Here is a 21,552-nt window from a genome sequence, read left to right as displayed (position 1 = left end):
GGCCGCTCAAACGCACCGAACACAACAACCCGCCTCGCCCGGACACCCCCGTCGTCACCCTCGCCGAGCCCACCAAAACAGTCCCAACCCCACGAAGCCCTAAAACACCGGTATTGGGTTTAGTCCCGGTCGGCCGGCGGGGTGTCGCCGGGCGGTGCCCAGTCAGTGGGGCACGGCGCTTGGAGGGCGGCGAGCATGCGGAGAGTATCCGTACTCCATCGGATGCTTCCGGGGGAAGCCGGTGACGGTCCCCGGGTCCGGGCACGGCTGGTGCCACCAGTGGAAACCGACTCCGGCCCCGGCCGGATCCGGCGTGGAAAGCCCCGCCAGACGGAGACGTCACTGACCCACAGTGAGCCTCCGCCAACTTGAAGTCACAGGTCAAAGGGCTGGTGTGACGGTCTTCCGGAGTACTCGCGCTGGTCGTGTGCGGCAGTCTGCGGAGTAGATCGTTTGTCAGCGTGTTTTCGACATGGACGTTCAGGATGGGAACACCAATGTCCGTTTGCGTGGCTACGCCCCTGGACGGGTGCGGTGCGTGGGGCGTACGTCAACGGGTTCACGCAATGTGGATGAGCACCTGGCCGTGGACTCTCAGCCCGCACGCCCTTGCCCAGGCCTTGGTGGCTCGGCCCGTGGTCGGCCCCGCAGAACACGCACTCACAGTCTGCGGATCGATGCGGGGTGAGGGACGGTTCGGGCCGTGTAGAAGGATGGCTGAAGTCGGCCGGTCAGCGCCAGGAAGGCGACGAACGCGCCTGTGACGATCCAGCCGGGCCATCCGGCCATGCTCATGTGCAGGGGATCCAGCGCTGCCTTGGAATCGGCGAACTCCGTGACCATGGCGACACTCACCGAACTCACGAACGCATGGCCGATGACGGCGGGTACGACCGAGCCGGAGCGCAGACGCAGCCATGTGAAGACTGGCAGGATGAGGAGGCAACTCACCAGCATGGCGGGCACCGACACATACCAGGGCCGACCTGGGTACTGGCCGCCCATCAGCAGCGTGGGCAGGTGCCACAGGGCGAAGGCCGCGCCGGTGATTGCGTACGCCCGTATCAGGCTCCGGCGGTCACCGTCCTGTGCGAGGCGCGGAAAAAGGTAGCCCTGCCAGCCCAGTTCCTCGCCGAAGAACAGCGGAAGCGACACCAGCATGTTCAGCACCGCTGCGGCCGCCCACGCGCCGAGCCCGTTCCAGTGCACTCCGCCGAACGGGTAGCGGCCGGCGAAGGTGCCGATGACAAGAGCAGCCGTGGTGAGGCCGGCGGGGACGACGAAGGCCATCAGGCACGCCCGTGCAGCACGCCCCCAGGGCTTCGTCCAGCGCAGGGCGAGCGTGTCCCGCACCCGGCCGCTGCGCTCGACCCAGCGGACGACGAGGATTGCGGCGAGGGCAGGCGCCAACATCGCGGCCGCGATGCACACCTGCTCCAGTGCACCAGTCTCCTCGCGTGCGTCACCGCGCTGGTAACCGCTGGCCAGGAGTGGTGACATGGCCGCCCACATGCCGATGTAAGCGACAGCGAGGAAGATGAACAGACCACGTCGCCGGTTGACGAGCGGTAAGTGCCTGGTTGAAAGCGTCATGACGTGAAACCTACGGATCGGCGCAGCAGCGAGGAATCCAGCTAGAGCGCATATCGACAGTGGAGCTGACTCCCCTTCCTGCAGGGAGACCTCTCCACCCATCGAAGACAGTCAGCGGCTGACTTCGAGGTTCGTCAGGACCAGCAGAGCGCACAGGAGTTGGGTGGCACGAGCGGGGTCGGTGCGGAGTTTGGTGAGGGTCCGCCAGTTCTTGAGGTGGGCGAAGCCGTGTTCGGCTGGTGCGCGTCCGGTGGCAAGGACGCGGTTGGCGTCCTTCTGGCCTGGGATGAGCTTGTGGGGCCGGAGTAGTTCCGTCGGTCGGCTCTTCCGGTGCGGCGCTGGGTGGGGATGAGGGTGCCGTCGATCAGGACCACCTCCCCGCCCCGCTTGGCGATCTTATTCAGGGCGCGGTCCAGACGAGGGGCCTGCGCGGCAAGCAGTCCGACCAGTTCGTCGCGCCAGCGGCGGACGGTGGTCTCGGACACGTTGTTCCCGCCGGCCATGTCGGCCAGGCGCTGGTCGTGACGCAGCACGGCCAGGACGATCACCGCGATCCTCCCGGGCGGCAGGACCCGCCACCTGGACCGTATCGCCTTCAGGTGACGGCGCAGCACGTCGGCAAGGTGGTTGACGGTGCTCGTGCACAGTGGCAGACGGCACTGGTAAGCAAGCGGGCAGGAGTCCTCGGCGCGTTCTTCGGTTCTCGTCACACAGCTCCAACAGCCACCGAGGGCGCCCCGGTTACGCCGTACCGCACCGCTGCGGGCGGCAGCGTCCCGGGTCACAGACGGGTTGTGAACCGGCCGTCGGGAAGTTTGCGCAGCCAGCCACGGTCGGCCAGTCTCACCAGCTTCCCGCGCAGCGGTTCCAGCTTGTTCCGCACACTGACGTCCACCCCCAGCATCTCGCCGACCTGCCGGGCCTTGACCGGTCCGGCGGCCTGCCGCACGGCGGCGAGGATGCACTGGTAGTCCGACGGGAGCGTGCTCTCCTCCACGTCCGGCGCGCGGTGCGGGATCAGCATGACCGCCCGACCACCCACCTGGCCCCGTACCGGCACGGCCGAAGCGCGCTCGTCGACCAGCTGCTCGCTCACCCGCTCAAGGACGCGTTCGGCGACGGTGAGTTCGTCCCGCTCGGCCCTTACTTCCGCCAGCTCCTTGGCCAGCCGCTCTTCGAGTTCATCCAGTTCCGCGCGCCGCGCGGTGATCCGTTCAGCTGCTGCTCGGGGGCGCTGCCTGCCGCGACAGGCGCGGGGGCCTCGCCGCCCAGGTACCGGTCGAGAACCTGGCTCCTGGTCTCGTCGTCCAGCTGGGCGAGCGAGCCGTGCCGGCGCCACAGCTCGTGCAGCCGGGACGCCCGGGCCGGGAAGAACAGCCCCCGCTTGAGGTAGCGGGCCTGGACGCCGAGGTCGAACAGCTCGCCCCAGGGCGCGATGTCCACGTCGTACTCGCGGGCCTCCTGAAGGATGTCCTTCACCTCCGCACTGGTGGCCGCCTCCACGGAGCGCTGGTTGACCGAGCCGGTCAGGACGAAGTCGGTGCCGAGCAGGAACGCGGCCCCGGCGGCCTCGGGCGTGCCGATGCCGCCCGCGCACCCCACATGCACCCGGTGGCCGCCCGTCGCGGTCGTGTCGCGCAACCGCAGCACGGCGGGCAGCAGGGTGAGCAGGTCGGCCGTGCTGCTCAGCCAGCCGCCGTCGGCCTCCACGCAATGATCGTCCGCCATCGTCCGGCCGCCGCGCGGGCCTCCTCCGCGGTGACCTCGCCCACCTCCAGCAGCCGGGCGACCAGCCGCTCCGGCGGCGGGGCCAGGAACTCGGCGGCCACGTCCGTGCGGGACACCTTGGCGATGACCCGGCCGCCCTTGAGGCGGAACCGGACCAGCGCCGGGGTGATCAGCGGGAAGCCGGACGCCTCGACCATGTCGACGCCGTGCCGCAGGAGCAGGTCCACCAGGGTGGACTCCTCCTCGGGGGTGCCGTGCCGGTACAGCAGGTTGACGCCGAAGGAGCCGCCCGGGCCCAGTTCCCCGGCCAGGTCGCGCAGCAGGCCGTCCACCTCGTCGAGGGGCAAGCCGCCGGTCCCCAGGAAACCGAGCAGCCCGGCCTTGGCCGCCGCGCCCAGCATCTCGCGGCCCGAAATGCCGCTGTACAGGGCGCCCAGCAGGTACGCGCGCCGCAGACCGTACCGCTCGCGAAAGGTGACGGCTCCGAGGGTGTCAGCCGTCGGGGCGGCAAAGGCCGCGGGTCGTACGGAGGGCGGCAACTGGCCAGAAGACAGCGGCTCATCAGCTGTTCGGCGAAGGTCCGCCGCCCGCACGAGATGACCGGGCAGAGGAACCTGCAGACGCGCGCGCAAACAGAGAGCGACCTGTCTGCCTCCGCTGGGCACATCAGCGGGAAATCGCAGGTAGGAGCTGTGAATCCGCCATGACCAGCTCCCGCATCCGGGACAAATGGCCCCAGCCACCGTACTTCGAGCCTCTGTGCGTACCGCCTCGTCGATAACGGCGACGGACACCACCGCCACGTCCGCGATCGACGGGAACAGCAACTCCTCCAGCCGGAGCACCACCGCTTCCACGGGCCGAACTGTCAGCCACACCGCACCCAATACGGGCCAATTACGGACAACTTCCCCAGTGCCGACTCGCCCGACAACGTGACTCAGCGTGCATGCTCCACGGAATGTGAACCAGAACCCGAGAAGTGACAGCACCCGATCCCAGGCACTCGATGACCTACCGGAGGCTCCAGCGATTCGCAGTTCGGGATCGGCCTGGCAGGCGAAGGGCGCACTGGTAGCTGGTCGGCCCGGCCCGCGACTGACCAGGTGCGCAGACGGCAACGACCAGTCGATGAAGACTGCCGACTCCCGGAATTCATCTCTGTGGCACACAGCGGCGAGGATCTTCTCACCGACAGCTCGACCACGGAGGCACACACCCATGAGACCGACCCGCGCTGCTCTGCTCGTCGCGGCCACCGCCCTGACGCCTGCCCTTCTCTTCACCACCCCGGCGTTCGCCACCGGCTCGACGGCCACGTCCACGACCGCGACGGCCACGTCCGAGACGCCGGTGGACGAGATGTCGGAGGACGACCTCCGCGTCGCCATCGCCCGCATCCTGGCGGACGAGGACTCCGGCAAGGCAGTCGTCCGAGAGGCCAACAGGGCCCTCGACGGCACCGTGGAGGACATGCGCGCCTTCCTGGAGACCGGCTACCGCCTTGCCCAGGCCGAGGACGACCGCGTCGCCATCTTCCGCATCCTGGGGGCCGAGAACTCCGGCAAGGCGGTCGTCCGAGAGGCCACCAAGGCCCTTGAGACCGACACCCCGGAGGCTCTGCGCGCCTTCCTGGAGACCGGCTACCGCCTTGCCCAGGCCGAGGACGACCGCGTCGCCATCTTCCGCATCCTCGCCGACCCGACTATCAGCGACGCCCTCCGCGCGGCTGCCGAGGATGCCATCGACGGTACGCCGGAGGAGCTGCGGCATTTCCTGGAGGTCGGGCAGTACGAGGTGGTCGGCTAGATCCACAGCCGAGGATTATGCGGAAAGGCCATCCCCGCGCGGTCCCCAATGGGTCGCCGCTCCGTCGGGTGGGGAACAGATAGAGCAGCTGCGGCCGCACTCCTGAGCCGAGGGCGGGGATGAGCAGGAAGCACCGTCAATCGCAGCCCGCTCACCAGCGCTGTCCAAATCCCTGAAGATTTCAACACGTCCGCGGGCGCCGACTGCTTCCCAAACTGGGGTTCTGGCACACATTCCGTGAAAGATCTTGCTGGCTCTCGCCAGCAGAAGGCGCGCGTCGTGTGAGCTGCGCGGACCACGCGTCACCGGGGTCCGGTGGAGCCGGACTCAAGATCGCGCATGGAATGTGTGCCAGAACCCTTTCTCGTGTACGAAGCCATCAGGGCAACCCTGACGCCATGACAGCCACCACGGACACCGATGCCACGTCCGCCGACGACGTTGCGCCGCGCACCCGTCCCCCCGGGACGAATCCCGCGTCGCACTCGCCGTCGCCACCAATCTGTCTGCATGCCGTGCGGCTGACGCCATGCCAGTCACCGCGGACCCCTCCCCCGGCGACCTGCTCCGCACCGCCCTCGACCAGTTCCCCAGGCCCGAGGCCATGGTCAGGCGCCGTCGTCGCCGCGCGCGAGGGCGGCACAACGTCGGACCAGACCGGCGAGGCCACGAGCACCACCCGCCGGTCCGCCCACGAGAGACGGCGCGAGGATGTCCAGGACCGGGCAGCCAACGGGCGCACCGCGCTGAGGGGCGGCACCAGGCGCACACTCCACTACGCCGCCGAAGTCGATGGGCTGCATGCACGCGTCCACCCCAACCAGCCGCACGCCGTCACCTGCGGTCGGAACACCACTCGCTTCCCAGGCTCCCAGGCATACGAAAACGCCTTGCGTGCCCCCGGAACCGCACTGCACGCCCGCTGCAACACACTGAAAAGTACCTGGCCGGGCAGCTCGGCATCGAGGACGCCTCATGCGTGAAGCGGTATCCGGAGCACCGCAGGACGCCGTACGAACACGCCGATGAGATTCAGCAGCGGTTCAAGTGCCGGGACTTCACCGATCGGAAGTGGGGGTGGGAGTTCCGCAGCTTTCTGTACGGGCGGGCGTGGACGCACGCCGAGGGGCCCGTGGCGCTGTTCAACCACGCGGTGACGTGGCTGCGCAAGAACCGGGTGCTGCTGCCCAGGCGTCTCGGTTCTCCGCGTTCGCGCTGGGCCGGGTGAACCTGCCGCAGGTGCCAGTGAACCGGCTGTCCACGCTGGCGCGGTGGGGGCAGCTCAGCAAGGCGCAGACGATCGAGCGGGCCCCGGAGCCTCGGCGGACCGCCCTGCTGACGGCGGTGGTGCGCCAACTGGATGCGCAGGCGGTCGACGACGCGCTGGACCTGATTGCGGTGCTGTCCGCCCCGGCTGGGCGGCACATCCTGAAGGTGGTGCGTCGCCTGCCCGCGCTCGCACGCCGCCGGGTCAAAGACCGGCCGCTACTGCCCCGCGAGCTCGACGCCGAGCTGGTCCCGGCGATGTGGAAGCGGGCGGTGTTCTCCAACGTCAAGCTGCCCCAGGGCGCGGTCTACCGTGACGCGTATGTGGTGTGCGTGTTGGAGCAGCTGCACCACGCCCTGAACCGGCGACGTGTTCGCCTCGCCGTCCAACCGGTGGGCGGACCCCCGCGAACCCGCCTGCTGGACGGCCCACGGTGGGAGGCGATGCGCGCCGAAATACTCGCGGGCCTGTCCCTGACCGAGGTCGCCGGCGAGCACCTGGACCAGCTCACGCGCGGACTGGGCGCGGCATGGCGACAGATGGCCAACCGGCTGGAGGAGGCCGGCGACGACGCGATGGTGGAAATGGTCGTCCCCGAAGGCGGCGGCCGGGCCCGTCTGTCGGTGAACAAGCTCGGCGCGATGGTCGTACGCGGCATCCCGCGCGGCAGCCTCTACCCCCTGGACACGCTGCTGAACCTCGACGGCGGCGTGAACCCGGAGATGGTCGCGACCGACAACGCCTCGTATTCCGACATGGCCTTCGGCCTGTACAAGATGCTCGGCTTCCGCTTCGCCCCGCGCTTCCGCGACCTTCCCGACCAGCGGTTATGGCGTGCCGACCTGCCCGACGGGGAGGAGGCGGCCACCGGGTACGGGCCGCTGAAGGACATCGCCCGCAAGAAGGTCAACCCCCAGCGGGTCGAAACCCGCTGGCCGGACATGCTCCGCATCGCCGGATCACTCATCACCAACCGGGTCCGCGCCCACGACCTGCTGCGGATGTTCGGCCGCGAGGGACACCCCACGCCACTCGGCGCCGCGTTCGCCGAGTACGGCCGCATCGACAAGGCCATGCATCTGCTCGCCCCGGTCGATCCGATGGACGACACCTACCGGCGCCTGATGAACCGACAGCTCACCGTGCAGGAGTCCCGCCATCGTCTGGCCCGCGCGATCTGCCACGGCGGCCGCGGCCAGATCCGCCAGGCGTACCGCGAGGGCCGAGAAGACCAGCTCGCCGCGCTCTCGGCCTGGTCCTCAACGCCGCGGTGCTGTGGAACACGCGCTACCTCGACGCGGCCGTCGCCCGGCTCCGCGCCGAGGGCCACGACATCAAGGACGAGGACGTCGCCCGGCTCTCCCCGCTCAAGGACCGGCACATCAACTTCTTGGGCCGCTGTCTGTTCAACATCAAGGCGGCCCCGGCCAGGGCCTGCGCCCCTTCCGGGACCCGGATGCCGTCGAAGACGACGAAGGCTGACGGCCGGCACACCACCCCTTCCCGGGCACGAGCTCAAGCGGGCGGCGTGACCGGGGACCACACGCCCATCCACTGTTCGGCGCCCCACGCCTCGTACCGTTGCACCTCAGTGAAATCCAGCTTCGCTGCGAGGTGCATCGAGCGGTCGTTGGCGGTCTGGGTGCAGAGCACCACCGGCTCGCCGGGAAGCGCGTCGGCGAACCAGCCATGCCCAAACTGCAGCATCCCGGACCAGGTGGCCGTCATGTATCCAGCGTCATCCGCCAGCAGGCGTGGCGCATCCCGGCAACGGGCACCCCATCACCAGAGGGTGTCGGAGCAGCACCACCTGTCCCGGAACCATTCGCATCCCCGCCCGGGCCTCGCCGCGCACTCCTCCTACGCGTCCCTCGCCAAAGAACGGAAGCCTGGGCGAACCTTCGTCCGCAGGGCGGCGTGGCCGCGCGCTCTGGCGCTGGTTTCGGTAAAGCTGAAGTCGTGGGCATCAGCAGCGAACATCCGGTGAGTGCGGAACAGATCTACTCGGCCTTGGTCGCGTTGGGCGCCGAACCGGTGCTGGACCCGGATCTGTGGCCCGCAGGGCCGCAGGCGGAGGACCGGTTGCGGCTGATGGGCGCACTGCTGGCCACCGTGGAACTGGAGATCACTGCTTCGACCGGATCGGGTGAGGACCTGTTCGAGGAGTTCGCTGAATCGGTGATGGGGTGGATGGAGAAGGTGGGGGTCGATTCCCCTCTGGCGTCCCTCCTGCTGTCCAACCGGATGCAGCGAACCGCCGTGCAGCTGATGGACACCAACGAGGAAGAGCCGCCTCCCGCCGGCCAGGCAGCGTCCATGGCCGCCGTGGTGGCATCGGCAGACCTGCTCAGCGCGCACCTCCAAGCCGAACAGGGTGACAAGGAAGGCGCCCGGCGGGCTCTGGACCGGGCCGAAGGGTCGGTCGCCGACGTGCTGGCGGGCATGTATGCGCTGCGCATCGCCATCGACGACGTGAAGGAGTAGCAGCAGTTCGGCCGGATCACCGCGGCGGCTGGCACCACGGAGGACGCGCTTGCCGCGCGTAGCCGCGCGCGCATCGCCCTGGTCTGCTGCTCGACAGCCTCTGCGATGGCCGGGGCCGACCGACGGCCGCATGCGCTATAGTTGATCTTGGAAGTTCGCCGCAACTCACGGCGACTGACACTGCGTTGGTGGTCCAAGGAAAGACGTCCCGCTTCCTGCGGGAAAATGCAGGTGCAAGGCCTGCCCAGCGCTCGCTCACGAAGCCTTTCCCCCAATGTGGGGGAAAGGCTTCGTCACGTTCCCCGCGCGCCCTGGAGAACTTCCGCGAGACCTTCACCCACGAAGACCCCCACAAGAGCGACCGCGATGCGCGCGGCACCGTGATCCATCAGGTCCGGCAGGCCTGGGCCCACCTCGCCCTCGGCGACATGAACGCCGCTCTCGACCTGGGTCACCAGGCCATCGACACGATCGGTGGTGTCGATTCCGCCTGCACCACCAGCGCACCCCTGCCGTGGCCGGCTTCCTCGCCTACGCAGCCTGATCCCACCTGTCCAGTGCGCCGGGTCTGGGCTCGTACTCGGCGCGGCCGCCCGGACCGTCGGCGTCGATCTCCGTGATCAGCATCGCTCCCGTCTCACGTTCCTCGTCCGTCCAAGCGGTCACGTCCAGGAGCAGCGCGTCTACCGCGTCACCTACGATTCCGTCCGGTACGGGCGCCGGGGCAGGTGGGACCGCCCCGGCGCCGACAGCCCACCCCTGCCGCAGTGGCAGCGCGTCTCAGCGGACCGTCACATTGAAGGCCGGCGAGGCCGTGGTACCGCTGACGATGCGCAGGTCGTTCTTGCCCTTCAGCCCGAGCTTGACGCCGAGCGAGTAGGAGCCGTCCCGCGAGATGCTCGTGGACGCGGGCAGGCTGACCCACTTGCCGTGCTGCTTCTGCTGAAGGGTCACCTTGCTGCCTGCCTTGAGACCGGTGGTCTGGCCCGTGACCCGGAACAGCTGCCAGGCGCGGACGGAGGACACCGACGGCTTGGCCGTGATGCCGGCCTTGGCGGGCACGGCCTTCTGCGCGACGACAGGGGTTGCGGTGTGCGCGGCCGGGGTTGCTGCCATCGCGGTACCCATAAGGGAGAGGGAGGCCGCGCCGAGGACACCGACGACGGCAATGCGCAGGGAGTGCGGCTTTGAGACCATCACAGATCTGCCCCTTCTATGGTGAGAACAGCCTTTCGCGCCAAAGGGCACCTACGTGTCGATTGGCGTAGTCACTAGAAACGACGGCACAGCGGAGGCAGACGTTCATCGGGACTCTGTCGCGGTCTTGTAACAGCCGAGCGAGGCCGGGGCGATGGCGCCTCGAACAGCTTTCGAGTAGCTGCAGGCTGGGCCCGTGCCCGGGGACGACAGCAGCGTGCAGGCCCGCACGGATGAGTGATCCGTGCGGGCCTTCACGCCGGCTCCCTGGGTGGTCATGACGCCCTGGAGAGCCAGGGTGCGGGCGCCGATGCGGGGGCTCCCCGACGCTTGTGGGCGAGGACGGCTCGGATGCCGTCCTTCAACGACCCGGCGGCCGCCCGATGCCAGAGGGGCTCTCCAGGCTTGGACAGTTGGGCTGCCCTTGCCCGTCTCTCGGGCCCTCGGCCCGTCAGATGAGCCGAGGGCTGCAGGGGTTGCGGGGCAGATCCTGCGAAGAAACCGGCAATGGATTTTGACACCCGGCAGATTCAGACGGCGGCCGAAGGGGTCTGCACCATTGGTCTTCGACGGCGGTGCCCTTCCCGTCGGGCGGGTGGCCGTCGGGCAGGGCCGTCGAACCGCGTCCTCGTCGTCGGCGTCGCTGACGGCACGGGACGGGACGGACGGAGGAGTGTCTCGCGCTTGCCGTCGACATGCCCTGTGACCCAGATCACGGTCCGCAAGTGCATCGTGGGCCGCGTGCCAGTGCCTTTTACAGGGTGTAGGAGACCGGCGAGAACAGGGACAGTGTGGATGGAGCAGAGTCGAGCCCGTGCGTTCGACGAGTTTGTGGCTGCCCGCTGGTCGGTGCTGGTCCACTTGGCCCGTCTGCTCGTCGGAGGCGATCGGCATCGGGCCGAGGACTTGTTGCAGGAGTCCTTGGTCAAGCTCTGGTTCGCCTGGCCCAAGGTCGCGGATGACGCACCGGAGCCGTACGTCCGCAAGGTGATGACGCGTGCGGCGGCACGCTCGGGACAGCGGCGTTGGTGGGGTGAACGCCCCGTCGAACAGTTGCCCGAGGCGGCGGTGGTCGGCGATGTGTCCGCGGACGTGGCTGAGCGTTCCCGGCTGGAGGCCGCGCTGGCCCAGTTGTCGCCGAAGCAGAGGGTGGCGGTGGTGCTGCGCTACTACCAGGACCTGCCCGAGGGGCAGGTGGCGGAGGTGCTCGGGTGCCCGGTGGGCACGGCTCGGTCCCATGCCGCACGCGGAGTGGCACAGCTGAGGCAGCTCCTGGGCAATGTGAACGAGCCGGTGCGGTGAAGGAGAACCCCATGGATCACTTCGAGCGGCAGCTGGCACAGATGATGCGCGACACCGAGGCGCCCGCACCCTTCGAGCCGAAGCACCGGGAACGTCTCTGGGCAGGGGTGCGTGTCCGCTGTCGGAGACGGGCCGCGCAGAGGGCAGTCGGCTCCGTCCTGGCCGTCGTCGGCCTCAGTGTCGGACTGCTCCTGCTGCCCGGCCACGCGACCCGGGTCGAGCCCAGCCACCCCGGCCCACAGCCCGCGACGAGCCCGTCGCTCTCCACCCCGCCCGCGACACCCGACGCGTCCTCGAGCGCACCCTCCTCCTCGGATACCTCCACTGCCCCCGCATCCCCGGACGGGACCGCCGCAATCACGCCGCCGGCCACGACCGGGATTACGGCCACGGCCACCGAGACCCTGCCGGGGAGCACGGAGGGCGCGTCGCCGTCCTCGGTCTCGGCCCCGCCTTCGGGTACGGCGACCGCGCGGAACCAGCCGCCGACCGCCTCGTCCTCGCTCGTCACCCCGTAACGCCGTAGCACGGCGTCGCCCCGAGTCTCTTCGGCCTGCCCCGTACCAGGTCACAGAAAGGAAAAAACATGAGAAATCAAGGGTCGCTCACCCTGAAGGACCTGAGCAGACTGCCGCACCGCGCACCGGTGACGACGCACCACCCGGAGCCCGTCCTGGACGTGGTCGTCCCCGTGTTCAATGAGGAGAGAGATCTGGAGCCGAGCGTGCGGCGGCTCCACGCACACCTGTGCGAGACCTTCCCCTATCCGTTCCGGATCACCATCGCCGACAACGCCAGCACGGACAGCACCCCGCGGATCGCGGCTCGGCTGGCAGACGAACTGCCCGAAGCACAGTGGCTTCGGCTGGCCGAGAAGGGGCGCGGCCGGGCGCTGCGTACCGCCTGGTCGCTCTCGTCGGCCCCCGTACTCGCGTACATGGACGTGGACCTGTCCACGGAACTGACGGCGTTGCTGCCGCTCGTGGCCCCGCTGCTCTCCGGCCACTCCGATATCGCCATCGGCACCCGCCTGGCCCCCGGTTCCCGGGTGGTGCGCGGCCCCAAGCGAGAGATCACCTCTCGTTGCTACAACGCCCTCCTGCGCTCCGTCCTCGCCGTGGGCTTCTCCGACGCGCAGTGCGGATTCAAGGCGGTGCGGCGTGATGTGGCCGAGCGACTGCTGCCCCTCATACAGGACTCAGAATGGTTCTTCGACACCGAACTGCTGGTGATCGCCGAGCGTGCCGGGCTGCGCATCCATGAGGTGCCGGTCGACTGGGTGGACGATCCCGACACCCGGGTCGACATCCTCGCCACGGCACTGGCCGACCTGCGCGGCATCGCCAGGATCGGCCGGGCACTGGCGCGGGACACGCTGCCGCCGGGCGGGTCGCTCCGCGACGGTGGCGCCGACGCACCGGGCAGGCTCGCCACCCAACTCGTGTGCTTCGCCGCCGTAGGAGCCGTCAGCACCCTCGCATACCTGCTCCTCTACGCGGCGCTGCGCCCGGTGGCCGGATCCCAGGCCGCCAACGCACTCTCGCTGCTGGTCTGCGCCGTCGCCAACACGGCCGTGAACAGGCGGCTCGCCTTCGGCCTCCGTGGCCGCGGCGGTGTGCTGCGCCACCAGGGCAGGGGCCTGGTCGTCCTCCTGATCGGCCTGGCGCTCACCGGCGGATCGCTCGCCGCCCTGCACCACGCGGTGCCCTCGGCCGGGCAGGCCACCGAACTCGCCGTACTCCTCGCCGCCAACCTGGCCGCGACGTTGCTGCGGTTCCTGTTCTTCCGAGCGTGGGTGTTCCGCGGATGATCAGGACCACCGCCCGTACGACCGCGACCGGCACCCTGAGCTGGAACGCGAGGCTGTCGCAGCAGCCCGCCACCACGGGCCCCGACCGCCGGCGCCGGCTGCGCCACACAGCCGAGCACTACGGCCCCGTACTGGCCGTCTACGGCACGCTCAAGTTCATCGGCTTCGCCGCCTTCATGTGGCTGCTGCACTCCGCCGGGGACTACCGCACGAAGAACCCGCGCTTCGGCGGCGGCACCCACCCCTGGGACGTCCTGGCCAGCTGGGACGGCTGGTGGTACCAGCAGATCGCCGTGCACGGGTACGCCCCTCAGCTGGTCCCGATCCCCGGCGCCACCGGCCCGATCACCCTCGAAGGGAACTCGGCGGCGTTCTTCCCGCTCTACCCGGCGCTGATGCGGCTGGTCTCCGAGCTCACCGGCCTCGGCCCGTACGGCGCCGGCCTGCTGGTCTCCGTCGTCGCCTCCTTGGCCGCCGCCCTGGGCATCTACGCCATCACCGAACGCCTCGGCGGCAGACGGGCCGGGCTGGCCGCGGCCGGACTCTGGGCCGTCTGGCCCGGTTCCGGCGTGGAGTGGGCGGTCTACTCCGACGCCCTCTACGTAGCCCTGGCCGTCTGGGCCTGCCATGCCGTCCTGAGCCGCCGCTGGCTCACCGCCGGCCTCCTCACTTGCATGGCAGGGCTCAACCGGCCCACCGCCGTGGCGCTGATCGCCGCCGTCGCCGTTGCGGCCCTGCTCGCGCTCTACCGTCGCCGGGACGGCATCCTGCGTCCGGTGGCCGCGATGGCCGTCGCCCCGCTCGGCCTCCTCGCCTATCTCGGCTGGGTGGGTCACCAAATGGGGGACTACGGCGGCTACTTCAGGCTTCAGTCCGATGCCTGGGCCCACGAGTGGGACTACGGCCGACACACCCTCGACGTCCTCACATCCGTCCCGGTGGGCCACTTCGACTATCTCTCCGCCTGGCCCGTCGCGGACCTGATCGGCGTCGGTGTCGTCCTGCTCGCGCTCGCACTGCTTCCGCTGCTGATCCGGCTGCGTCCCCCGGCCGTCCTGATGGTCTACACCGTCCTCACCCTCGTCCTCGTCCTGGGCAGCCAGCAGATATTCGGCAACGTCTCCCGCTATCTGCTCCCCCTCTTCCCGCTCTTTCTCCCGCTCGCCCTCGCCCTGCGCCGCCTCAGCCTGACCCACCAGCTCATGCTCCTCGGCATCGCGGCCCTGGCTTCCGGCTCATACGCGGGCTACGCCCTTTTCGAACTCGGCGTCCCGTAGCCGACAGACCCAGGAATGGATGCCCGATGACCACGACGGGTCCAGGCTGTGCCGACGTAGCCGCCGCTGGATGACAGGGCGTCAGGCCTGGGGGCGGATGGGGTCGCGTCCGTCGTGCAGGTAGACGGTGGTGCCCCGGGCCAGTGCCCGGAAGCAGGCGTGCAGGCGGCGGGCCATGTGTGAGGCGAGAAGGGTGTCTCACTCGATCGTCAGCTGCCATGCGGTGAGCTCGTCCGGGCCGAGGTGGATTCGTGTCTGATTTCCGCGCGTTATCAGCCGGCCGTCGAAGAGGTAGTTGGCCCGCGGCGGGCGGCCGTCGGCCTGTTCCGGTACCCAGTCGACGCCCGGCACCCGGCCAGGTGTGATGTCGATACCGAGCTCCTCCTGGACCTCGCGCCGGACTGCTTGCGGTGGGCTCTCTCCCACATCCAGTCCGCCACCGGAAATCTCCCAAGTGTCGGTGCGACAGGACGGCTGGACCAGAAGAATGCGACCCGCGGCGTCGTGGATGATCGCCCCGGCACCGGCGATATGCCTGGGAAGCGAGGCGTAGTACTCAGAGGGAAGAAGGTGCGTCTGGCTTCGTTCACTTCCGAGAACAGCGTTTGTCGATGAGTTCGAGCAGCAGCCGGTGGTCAGGGAGTGTGCTGTTGTTCACGAGAGTTGAAGGCGCCTGGCCGGCCGTCGACCAGGTGAGTGCCAAGTCCTAGGGTCGTCCTCATGGGGACAGACATAGACGGTGCGATCGAGAGCCGCTCGGCAGACGGGTGCTGGGAGACCGAGGTTGACCTACTGGACTTCCGGCTGGGGCGGGACCACGACGCGTGGGACTGTCTCTTCGGTGTCAGCAGGGCGTGGGGTGTGGAGCGTCCGCTCTTCGCCCACCGAGGGCTTCCGAACGACGTCTCGGCCCCGGTACGGGAGACCGGCGTCGGCGACTACCAGCACAGCCATACGTACGCCACGTGGGCCGAAGTCGCCGCGGTCGACTGGGATGGGCCACTCGCCGACGGGCCCGCATGGTCCTGGGTGGGCGAGTGGCGGCCCGGCGAGGACGGCGAGCTCATCCTGCATGACGTCACATGGGCGACGCCCGACCTGGGCGAGGCGGCGGCCGACATCTTCGGCGGGGATTCGCTCCTCGCGCCGTCGGAGTGGCCGCTGGCCGGCGAGGTGCATCTGGGCGGCGTGGTGTACCGGCCCGTGGTCCTCACGGCGCGGATGCTCACCCCTCCGGACGAGGGGCGCTGGGCCGCGGTCTGGAAGGCGATGCGGGATCTTGCCGCCGAATACGGGGACGAGAATGTACGCCTGGTCGTGTGGTTCGGCTGAGGTGGTCCCCGTACCCCTATACACCGTACTTTCGCTCAAGCTCCGCGTCGTCATGCCGCCACGGTGGTCACGCCGGATCGCCGCGTACAGCTCGACCGTCTACGTCCGCGGTATGACCAGTACCTTCAGGAGCATTCCGCCATTGCCCTGGCAAGAACCCCAGTGCGTCAAAACTCGTGGCCATCACCCGATCGCGGACCGGGGCGCCTCCTGAACCCGTGAACAACCACTGCCAGGAATGCCGAACAGAGCCACCCGTCCTATCGCCATTCGGCGGCCCGTTCACGCGTCCATGACCAGGTCGGTGCCGGCGAGGCAGCCGTCGATGACCTCCGGTCGGTACTGCAGCATCTTGAGCCTGCGCTTCACGGCGCGGGTGATCTGTCTGAGGTCAGCGGCGGCGAGCAGTCCGATGTTGTTTCGATGAACTCCCGCAGGGGCTTGGTCAGGTGCAAGCGGACATTGTCCCAAACCAGGACGATCGAGCCGCCGAGCTGGATGCGGGCGCGGATCAGTGTGTCCCGGAAGTCGCGCCGGCCGAAGCCCTGGGCTGGTCCTTGCGTCCGCGGCCAGACCTCGCTCGCCGTGCCGGCTGCTGCCCTCCACGGAGTAGGAGACGTGGAACATCCGGCCGATCAGGGTCATTACGCGGGCCAGCATCCACCGCTGCTCAGCCCAGCCGTGCACGAGTGGCCACACTCCAACTCCTTTTCCCAGTTGGCACTTTGGCCGTCGGATAGCCAGGAACGGCCAGGTGACCCTTTCGAGGCGGCACCAACTGCACCGCACTCACGCCACGACCTTCGTGTCCGCCTCCGCAGCGGGTACCCACGGGGCCGCGTCGGGAAGACGCAGTCCGGTGTGCCGAGCCATGAACGAGAGGCGGTCCACCAGCAGTTCGACGAACGGACTCAGGGCTGCCGCGCCGTGGCCGACGCCCGTGTCGCGCCGCAGGAGCACGAGGCCCCGGCCGTCCTCCCGTACCGTGCCCGGGGCCGCGTGCTGCAGCGCCGCGCACATCTTGCGCGCGTGCATCGGGTCCACCAGAACGTCCTCCTCGGACAGGGTGAGGAGAACGGCTGGGTAATCGGCGCCCGGCCGGACGTGGTGATACGGGGAGTAGGAGAACAGCCAGCCGAACTCCTCCGCCACCGCGGAATTCCCGTACTCCGTGGTCCACGAGGCTCCGAATCCGAAACGCTCGTAACGGACCATGTCGGTGAGCGGATCCGTGCACACTGCCGCACGGTACAGGTCCGGGCGCTGGGTCAGGGCGGCGCCGACCAGCAGTCCGCCGTTGGACTCCCCGCAGATCGCCAGCCGATCGGGGGTGGTCAGGCCCTCGGCAACGAGGGCCTCGGCCGCGGCGTGGAAGTCCTCGAACGACTTGTGCTTGTGGGCCCGGGTGCCGGCCGTGTGCCACGCGGCGCCCTCCTCCGGGCCGCCCCGCACATGAGCCACCGCGTAGACACCGCCGGCCGCCACCCAGGCGAGGATCTCGGGGTTGTAGATGGGGCCGGGGAAGAGTCCGAACCCGCCGTATCCGTAGAGCACGGTCGGAACGGGCCCCTTCCGGTCACGCGGCGCCACGACCGTCATCCGCACCGGGGTCCCGTCCTGCGAATGACAGACCATCCGCTGCACCGTCGCCTTGAGCCCCGTCGACCCGCGCGGTGTGTGCGCGGCGGCCGGTGTGTCCTCGCCCACCTGCGTCTCTGCCCGGCCCGCGCCCGCCCACACCTCCGTGGTCCCGGTCAGCGCGTCCCAGCGGAAGACGGTCCCCGGAGTGAGGGCGTCGGTGTAGGTGAACCACGCCTCGTGGCCCGTACCGCGTATCTCCCCGACGAGGCCCGGCCCGGGCAGCGCGATCGTGCCCAGCGGGCACCCATCCGCCGCATCGTGCACGGTGATCTCGCTGACCGAGTGCCGCTCCCAGCCCGCGAGCAGAACGGGGCGTTCCAACGCGGGACCGTCCAGCAGTGCCAGGTGCTGAAGACGGGCTTCCGGGTCCTCGGGCAGGATCTCTCTCCACGGCACGGCATCCGTGCCGAGCTCACCGGAGTGGACGGACACACACCGCCCCAGGGGTGCTCCCCGGCCGGTACGCAGATAGAACCGACCGCTCCGGCCGATGACGACGGTGGCGGCGCCACCGTCCCCTGCCCTCACCGGAAGGAAGCGAGGCTGCCGGGGATCGCCGTCCGCCAGGTCCGCGACCCAGAGGCCGTTGCGACCCGTCGCGCCGGCGGAGCTCGCCAGGGTCAGCCATCGGCCGTCGTCGGTGACAGCCACCTCGTACCTGGTCGTTCGCGCGCCCTCCGCGCCGAACACGCAGTGGTCGTAGGTGTCCGGATCGGTGCCGACGCGGTGCAGGTAGACACGCCGGTCGTACCGTTGCTGCCCGGGTGGAACGGCCGGGTCGGGCAGAGCTCGTACGTAGTAGAACGCCTCGCCGCCGGGCAGCCATGCCACCGGAGACATGCGGCACCGGGTGATGGGGCCGTCCAGGACCTCTCCGGTGTCGACGTCGAGGACGTAGAGACGGCTGCTCTCACCGGGGACGCAGACCTGGTAGGCGATGCGGCGTCCGTCATGGTCCGGATGCCAGGCGTCCAGGACGGTTGCCCCGGACGGGTCCAGCGCCACAGGATCGAGCACGACCCGATCGGCGCCGTCGGGTTCGACGACGCGGACCACGGTGTGCTCGTCCTGGGCCCGGCGCTGCATGAAGAAGCGGCGCGCGCCGAGCTGTACGGGCGGCCCGACGATACCGACGGCCAGGAACTGGTGCACACCCGCCCGTAGCCACGCGCGTCCCGGGAGCCGGTTCAGAACCGTCTGGCTGAGCTGGTCCTGTTCACGCAGCCACTGACGGGTCTCGTCGGTGTCCCGCTCCTCCAGCCAGCGGTACGGGTCGGCGACCGTGTGTCCGTGGTGCGTCTCGACCAGTCCGGAGCGTCGGGCCTGGGGGTGGGAGGTGCGGGCATCGGTGAAGACATCGGTGCTCATCGCGGGGTGGTCTCCTGTCGTTGCCGGCTGTCGATCAGGCGGATCAGATCCGCGATGCAGGCGCGCACTTCCTGCTCGTTCCACCGCACGAAGGCGCAGTAGTCGTGCAGATGCAGGGCACGGCGCAGTACGGCCGTGCCCCGGGTCGTCTCGTCGGGAGCGCGCTGGAGCCCGTCGAGGAAGGCTGTCTCCAGGCCGTCCCACACGGAGCCGTCGCCCGTCGGGTGCGAGCGGCCAGATACGTCGCGGAACTCCGCCAGTTCGCCGAGCACCCAGCCGGCGTCCCATTGCCAGGGCCCGAGTCCCGCGTCCTCACCGGTGAGCAACGCAACGGAGTCGTGATGCGGGGCGGGCACCAGCAGGCCGAGGCTCGGACCGCCGTGCAAGGGGACGCCGGGAGAGGCTTCGGTCAGTCGGTCGGCCCATGACCGCAGACGGTGCCAGCGGGCCGGGCCGATCACCCGCCGGACGAGGGTGTGCAGCCGGTCGGCGGGCCCGTCCACGGTGCCTTCCAGCCAGGCGAGCAGCCGGCGCAGCGGAGACGGTACGAGGGTGGGGAGGCCGGCCGGCACCGGTGCCGCATGCATGCGGCTCAGTGCCGCGCCTTGGGCGCGCAGCAGGTTCCGGACGGTCGCGTGGGCCGCGGGCCCCTCTCGGAGGAGCGTCCAGGCGATGGACCGATGCCCGCTCGTCGCGTAACGCAGTGCGCCACCGTGGGTCCGCGGCACAACGCACAGGGCCGTGTCGGGACGATCGGCGGTGGTCGCGGCCAGTGTCTCGACCAACGTGGTCGAAGGGACGCCGAAGGGCTGCGTCCTGGCGGCGCCGGGGGTGCGCACCCAGTCGTACCGTCCGTCGGGGCGCAGCAGGATCCGGGTGTGCACGTGTCCCGTTCCGTACGAGTCGATCACCGTCTCCGTGCGGTGCGGCGGCTGCGTGTCCGTCATGCGCCCGGTCCCGGCATGCTCGTCCGGTGCTTCTCGATGAGTTCCAGCAGGACGGGAAGGGGGGCGGCGGTCGAGGCGTCGGTGCGGCCGGTGGTGACACTGGGACCGACCTCGGGTCCTGCGACCAGCACGTTTCCGCGTGTCCGGAGGGCGGCCAGATGGGACTGGAAGGCGTGGCTGTGGAGTCCGCCAGGGGGCAGGGCCGGTGCCAGGGCCACGGGAGCGGCGGTGCACTGCAAGGCGAGCAGGACCGGGGTATCGGCGAGCCCCAGGGCGAGGCGGCTGACGAAGTGGAAGGTCGCCGGGAAGACGGCGACCGCGTCGGCCCACTCCGCGAGTTCGGCGTGCAGGGCCGTGGTCCGCGGCTGAGCGGGCCATTCGTCGTGGAGTATCTCGTTGCCGCCGATGGCGGTGAGGGCCGCGGGGGCGACGAAGGCGGTGGCCTGCCTGGTGAGCACAGTCCTCGTCTCCAGCGTGGGGTAGCACGTGCGTAGCCACCCCATCCAGCCGGGCAGGGAGAAGACGCCGAGGGCGCCCGTTCCGACCAGCAGCAGACGCTCGGCGGAGAAGGGCGGAGGCGTCGGGAAGACCGCCGTCATGCCGGGCTCCGCAGAGCGGGACGCTCGGCTGCGGCGACGGCGTCGAGGACGGCGCCGAGCGCGTGGCGGGACGCCTCCGTTCCTCCCTCGGCCTGAATCCCGAAGGCGCTGAGGATGACCTCGTCGACGCCTGCCTCACGATAGGCGAAGAGCGTGGTGAGGATCTCCTCGGTGCTGCCGACGGCCACGGTGCGGCTGCTGATGAGGCGTTCCGTGGTTCCCCGCAGGTCGTCCGGGGTCACGGGGACACCGGCGCCGCGGAGCGTGTCGGCGTAGTGCGGGGCCTGCAGGTGGGGGCGGGAGCAGGACAGCACGGTACGGACGTGGTCACGCCCGGGTGCGTCCGGAGACACGTGCACGACCGCGGCCACTCGCGGCCGTGGCCGGCCGGCGCGTTCCGCGCCCCTGGCCAGCGCGGGCACGATGGTCTCGCCGAGGTAGCACGGCGGGGTCAGCCAGGTGACCGCCACATCGGCCAGTTCACCGGCGAGTTCGGCCATGCGAGGGCGCAGCACGCCGAGTCCGAGTTCGCAGGCGGGAGCGTCCATCGGGGGCAGGCCGCCCCTTGCGGAGTAGTAGTCGCCCGACGATGCGCAGACCTGGCCGTCGAGGAGCGCGCGGACGATGGACGCGTACTCCCGCACCGCCCCGAGCGGGCTGCGGTAGGTGCTGCCCAGCATCGCCTTGACGAAGGGCTCCGGTCCCGTCCCCAGGCCGACGACCACGGGGTGACCGGTGAGTGCGGCCAGTGAGCGTGCCTGGAGCGCTGCTTGGAAGGGGTGCGACAACGGCATGAGCGCGACACTCGTGCCGACGGGCACCCGGGCGCCTGCTCCCGCGGCGGATGCGAGGACGGAATGCGGATCGATGAACAACGACTGGCCGGTCCATAACCGGGAAGCGGGCCCTTTTCCGACCAGTTCCGCGAAAGGCAACGCCTGTTCTCCGTCAATGGGCATGAGAGGAAGGATGATCGATGTATGCATTCGGACTCCTGCCGGAAAGGACACGTTCCGCCGCTGCCGCCGGGTGCGAACTGCCCGGAGCCGTACAGGGCCGTGGGGGGGCGGGGGGGGGGGCGACCGGCCCCCCCCCAAAAAGGGGGTGTTAGAAAAAACCCCACCGGAGTGGGCCGGGAACGGAGACGAAAAAAAACCCCAAAAGGGAGGGGGCGCCCCGGAAGAAAAAAAAAAAAAGA

General features: G+C 69.7%; 22 protein-coding genes and 2 pseudogenes. 9 read left to right on the top strand and 15 right to left on the bottom strand.

Annotated features, from left to right (window positions below; genetic code table 11):
* Positions 1 to 660: 660 nt before the first annotated feature.
* The 5 genes from ACFVYE_RS44155 to ACFVYE_RS44135 all read right to left on the bottom strand — a co-directional run bounded on the left by ACFVYE_RS44155 (position 661) and on the right by ACFVYE_RS44135 (position 3,860).
* Complete coding sequence (locus ACFVYE_RS44155) at positions 661 to 1,593, bottom strand: CPBP family intramembrane glutamic endopeptidase (protein WP_383975887.1); 933 nt, start codon at positions 1,591 to 1,593, stop codon at positions 661 to 663.
* Between the two features lie 134 nt (positions 1,594 to 1,727).
* Entirely contained in the window at positions 1,728 to 2,303 is a 576-nt protein-coding gene (locus ACFVYE_RS44150; protein ID WP_383975885.1) for a hypothetical protein, read from the bottom strand.
* 71 nt (positions 2,304 to 2,374) lie between these two features.
* Positions 2,375 to 2,689 (bottom strand): hypothetical protein, encoded by a 315-nt coding sequence (locus ACFVYE_RS44145; RefSeq protein ID WP_383975883.1) that lies wholly within the window; start codon positions 2,687 to 2,689, stop codon positions 2,375 to 2,377.
* A gap of 47 nt (positions 2,690 to 2,736) precedes the next feature.
* On the bottom strand, positions 2,737 to 3,303 hold the full coding sequence (locus ACFVYE_RS44140) for a hypothetical protein (protein WP_383975881.1): 567 nt from the start codon (positions 3,301 to 3,303) through the stop codon (positions 2,737 to 2,739).
* A complete protein-coding gene (locus ACFVYE_RS44135; RefSeq protein WP_383975879.1) occupies positions 3,279 to 3,860 on the bottom strand; it encodes a hypothetical protein in 582 nt (193 codons plus the stop codon). Before ACFVYE_RS44135 ends, ACFVYE_RS44140 begins: the two co-directional genes overlap by 25 nt.
* Before the next feature lie 682 nt (positions 3,861 to 4,542).
* Here ACFVYE_RS44135 and ACFVYE_RS44130 point away from each other — a divergent pair.
* The 3 genes and pseudogenes from ACFVYE_RS44130 to ACFVYE_RS44120 all read left to right on the top strand — a co-directional run.
* Positions 4,543 to 5,130, top strand: a complete 588-nt coding sequence (locus ACFVYE_RS44130) for an ALF repeat-containing protein (protein WP_383975877.1) — start codon at positions 4,543 to 4,545, stop codon at positions 5,128 to 5,130.
* 529 nt (positions 5,131 to 5,659) lie between these two features.
* On the top strand, positions 5,660 to 6,358 hold the full coding sequence (locus ACFVYE_RS44125) for a DUF4158 domain-containing protein (RefSeq protein ID WP_389609146.1): 699 nt from the start codon (positions 5,660 to 5,662) through the stop codon (positions 6,356 to 6,358).
* A gap of 230 nt (positions 6,359 to 6,588) precedes the next feature.
* A pseudogene (locus ACFVYE_RS44120) lies at positions 6,589 to 7,879 on the top strand (Tn3 family transposase); the annotation flags it as partial.
* A 33-nt stretch (positions 7,880 to 7,912) separates the two neighbouring features.
* On the opposite strand, the pseudogene ACFVYE_RS44115 reads toward ACFVYE_RS44120, so the two are convergent.
* Positions 7,913 to 8,083, bottom strand: a pseudogene (locus ACFVYE_RS44115) (GNAT family N-acetyltransferase); the annotation flags it as partial.
* Positions 8,084 to 8,356: 273 nt separating this feature from the next.
* Between ACFVYE_RS44115 and ACFVYE_RS44110 the strand changes: the two are divergent.
* Positions 8,357 to 8,881 (top strand): hypothetical protein, encoded by a 525-nt coding sequence (locus ACFVYE_RS44110; protein WP_383975873.1) that lies wholly within the window; start codon positions 8,357 to 8,359, stop codon positions 8,879 to 8,881.
* Between the two features lie 293 nt (positions 8,882 to 9,174).
* On the opposite strand, the gene ACFVYE_RS44105 is transcribed toward ACFVYE_RS44110, so the two are convergent.
* From ACFVYE_RS44105 to ACFVYE_RS44095, 3 genes are all read right to left on the bottom strand, one after another.
* Positions 9,175 to 9,336 (bottom strand): hypothetical protein, encoded by a 162-nt coding sequence (locus ACFVYE_RS44105; RefSeq protein ID WP_383975871.1) that lies wholly within the window; start codon positions 9,334 to 9,336, stop codon positions 9,175 to 9,177.
* Between the two features lie 76 nt (positions 9,337 to 9,412).
* Positions 9,413 to 9,547, bottom strand: a complete 135-nt coding sequence (locus tag ACFVYE_RS44100) for a hypothetical protein (protein ID WP_383975869.1) — start codon at positions 9,545 to 9,547, stop codon at positions 9,413 to 9,415.
* A 114-nt stretch (positions 9,548 to 9,661) separates the two neighbouring features.
* Entirely contained in the window at positions 9,662 to 10,078 is a 417-nt protein-coding gene (locus ACFVYE_RS44095; protein ID WP_383975867.1) for a hypothetical protein, read from the bottom strand.
* A 795-nt stretch (positions 10,079 to 10,873) separates the two neighbouring features.
* Here ACFVYE_RS44095 and ACFVYE_RS44090 point away from each other — a divergent pair.
* From ACFVYE_RS44090 to ACFVYE_RS44075, 4 genes are all read left to right on the top strand, one after another.
* The gene (locus ACFVYE_RS44090; protein WP_383976586.1) at positions 10,874 to 11,380 is read left to right on the top strand and encodes a SigE family RNA polymerase sigma factor; all 507 of its coding nucleotides are present in this window, start codon (positions 10,874 to 10,876) and stop codon (positions 11,378 to 11,380) included.
* Between the two features lie 11 nt (positions 11,381 to 11,391).
* Complete coding sequence (locus tag ACFVYE_RS44085; RefSeq protein ID WP_383976588.1) at positions 11,392 to 11,898, top strand: cellulase; 507 nt, start codon at positions 11,392 to 11,394, stop codon at positions 11,896 to 11,898.
* A 68-nt stretch (positions 11,899 to 11,966) separates the two neighbouring features.
* Entirely contained in the window at positions 11,967 to 13,190 is a 1,224-nt protein-coding gene (locus ACFVYE_RS44080) for a glycosyltransferase (RefSeq protein WP_389609143.1), read from the top strand.
* On the top strand, positions 13,187 to 14,467 hold the full coding sequence (locus ACFVYE_RS44075) for a glycosyltransferase family 39 protein (RefSeq protein ID WP_383976591.1): 1,281 nt from the start codon (positions 13,187 to 13,189) through the stop codon (positions 14,465 to 14,467). Before ACFVYE_RS44080 ends, ACFVYE_RS44075 begins: the two co-directional genes overlap by 4 nt.
* A 198-nt stretch (positions 14,468 to 14,665) precedes the next feature.
* On the opposite strand, the gene ACFVYE_RS44070 is transcribed toward ACFVYE_RS44075, so the two are convergent.
* Positions 14,666 to 14,998, bottom strand: coding sequence for an NUDIX domain-containing protein (locus ACFVYE_RS44070; RefSeq protein WP_389609148.1), 333 nt, complete (start codon positions 14,996 to 14,998; stop codon positions 14,666 to 14,668).
* 189 nt (positions 14,999 to 15,187) lie between these two features.
* On the opposite strand from ACFVYE_RS44070, the gene ACFVYE_RS44065 reads away from it, so the two are divergent.
* Positions 15,188 to 15,799: a hypothetical protein gene (locus ACFVYE_RS44065; RefSeq protein ID WP_383976593.1), complete on the top strand. Its 612-nt coding sequence runs from the start codon at positions 15,188 to 15,190 to the stop codon at positions 15,797 to 15,799.
* A gap of 282 nt (positions 15,800 to 16,081) precedes the next feature.
* On the opposite strand, the gene ACFVYE_RS44060 is transcribed toward ACFVYE_RS44065, so the two are convergent.
* From ACFVYE_RS44060 to ACFVYE_RS44040, 5 genes are all read right to left on the bottom strand, one after another.
* Entirely contained in the window at positions 16,082 to 16,444 is a 363-nt protein-coding gene (locus ACFVYE_RS44060; protein WP_389609141.1) for a hypothetical protein, read from the bottom strand.
* 144 nt (positions 16,445 to 16,588) lie between these two features.
* The gene (locus ACFVYE_RS44055) at positions 16,589 to 18,808 is read right to left on the bottom strand and encodes a prolyl oligopeptidase family protein (RefSeq protein ID WP_389609139.1); all 2,220 of its coding nucleotides are present in this window, start codon (positions 18,806 to 18,808) and stop codon (positions 16,589 to 16,591) included.
* Positions 18,805 to 19,755 carry a hypothetical protein gene (locus tag ACFVYE_RS44050; RefSeq protein WP_389609137.1) on the bottom strand — a complete coding sequence of 317 codons (951 nt, stop codon included), beginning with the start codon at positions 19,753 to 19,755 and terminating at the stop codon, positions 18,805 to 18,807. Before ACFVYE_RS44050 ends, ACFVYE_RS44055 begins: the two co-directional genes overlap by 4 nt.
* Entirely contained in the window at positions 19,752 to 20,354 is a 603-nt protein-coding gene (locus ACFVYE_RS44045; protein WP_383976599.1) for a flavoprotein, read from the bottom strand. The genes ACFVYE_RS44050 and ACFVYE_RS44045 overlap by 4 nt, the downstream gene beginning before the upstream one ends.
* A complete protein-coding gene (locus ACFVYE_RS44040; RefSeq protein ID WP_389609135.1) occupies positions 20,351 to 21,313 on the bottom strand; it encodes an LLM class flavin-dependent oxidoreductase in 963 nt (320 codons plus the stop codon). The genes ACFVYE_RS44045 and ACFVYE_RS44040 overlap by 4 nt, the downstream gene beginning before the upstream one ends.
* Positions 21,314 to 21,552: the final 239 nt, after the last annotated feature.

Source organism: Streptomyces sp. NPDC058239 (assembly GCF_042882185.1).
Taxonomy (GTDB): domain Bacteria; phylum Actinomycetota; class Actinomycetes; order Streptomycetales; family Streptomycetaceae; genus Streptomyces.
Note: the sequence above shows the minus strand (reverse complement) of the source record. Positions and strands in the feature narration are given on the sequence as shown.

Coding starts and splice junctions, on each gene's coding strand:
- ACFVYE_RS44155 (WP_383975887.1), bottom strand. CDS start 1,593: ATGACGCTTTCAACCAGGCACTTACCGCTCGTCAACCGGCGACGTGGT.
- ACFVYE_RS44130 (WP_383975877.1), top strand. CDS start 4,543: ATGAGACCGACCCGCGCTGCTCTGCTCGTCGCGGCCACCGCCCTGACG.
- ACFVYE_RS44125 (WP_389609146.1), top strand. CDS start 5,660: ATGCCAGTCACCGCGGACCCCTCCCCCGGCGACCTGCTCCGCACCGCC.
- ACFVYE_RS44095 (WP_383975867.1), bottom strand. CDS start 10,078: ATGGTCTCAAAGCCGCACTCCCTGCGCATTGCCGTCGTCGGTGTCCTC.
- ACFVYE_RS44090 (WP_383976586.1), top strand. CDS start 10,874: ATGGAGCAGAGTCGAGCCCGTGCGTTCGACGAGTTTGTGGCTGCCCGC.
- ACFVYE_RS44085 (WP_383976588.1), top strand. CDS start 11,392: ATGGATCACTTCGAGCGGCAGCTGGCACAGATGATGCGCGACACCGAG.
- ACFVYE_RS44080 (WP_389609143.1), top strand. CDS start 11,967: ATGAGAAATCAAGGGTCGCTCACCCTGAAGGACCTGAGCAGACTGCCG.
- ACFVYE_RS44075 (WP_383976591.1), top strand. CDS start 13,187: ATGATCAGGACCACCGCCCGTACGACCGCGACCGGCACCCTGAGCTGG.
- ACFVYE_RS44065 (WP_383976593.1), top strand. CDS start 15,188: ATGGGGACAGACATAGACGGTGCGATCGAGAGCCGCTCGGCAGACGGG.
- ACFVYE_RS44060 (WP_389609141.1), bottom strand. CDS start 16,444: ATGACCCTGATCGGCCGGATGTTCCACGTCTCCTACTCCGTGGAGGGC.
- ACFVYE_RS44055 (WP_389609139.1), bottom strand. CDS start 18,808: ATGAGCACCGATGTCTTCACCGATGCCCGCACCTCCCACCCCCAGGCC.
- ACFVYE_RS44050 (WP_389609137.1), bottom strand. CDS start 19,755: ATGACGGACACGCAGCCGCCGCACCGCACGGAGACGGTGATCGACTCG.
- ACFVYE_RS44045 (WP_383976599.1), bottom strand. CDS start 20,354: ATGACGGCGGTCTTCCCGACGCCTCCGCCCTTCTCCGCCGAGCGTCTG.
- ACFVYE_RS44040 (WP_389609135.1), bottom strand. CDS start 21,313: ATGCCCATTGACGGAGAACAGGCGTTGCCTTTCGCGGAACTGGTCGGA.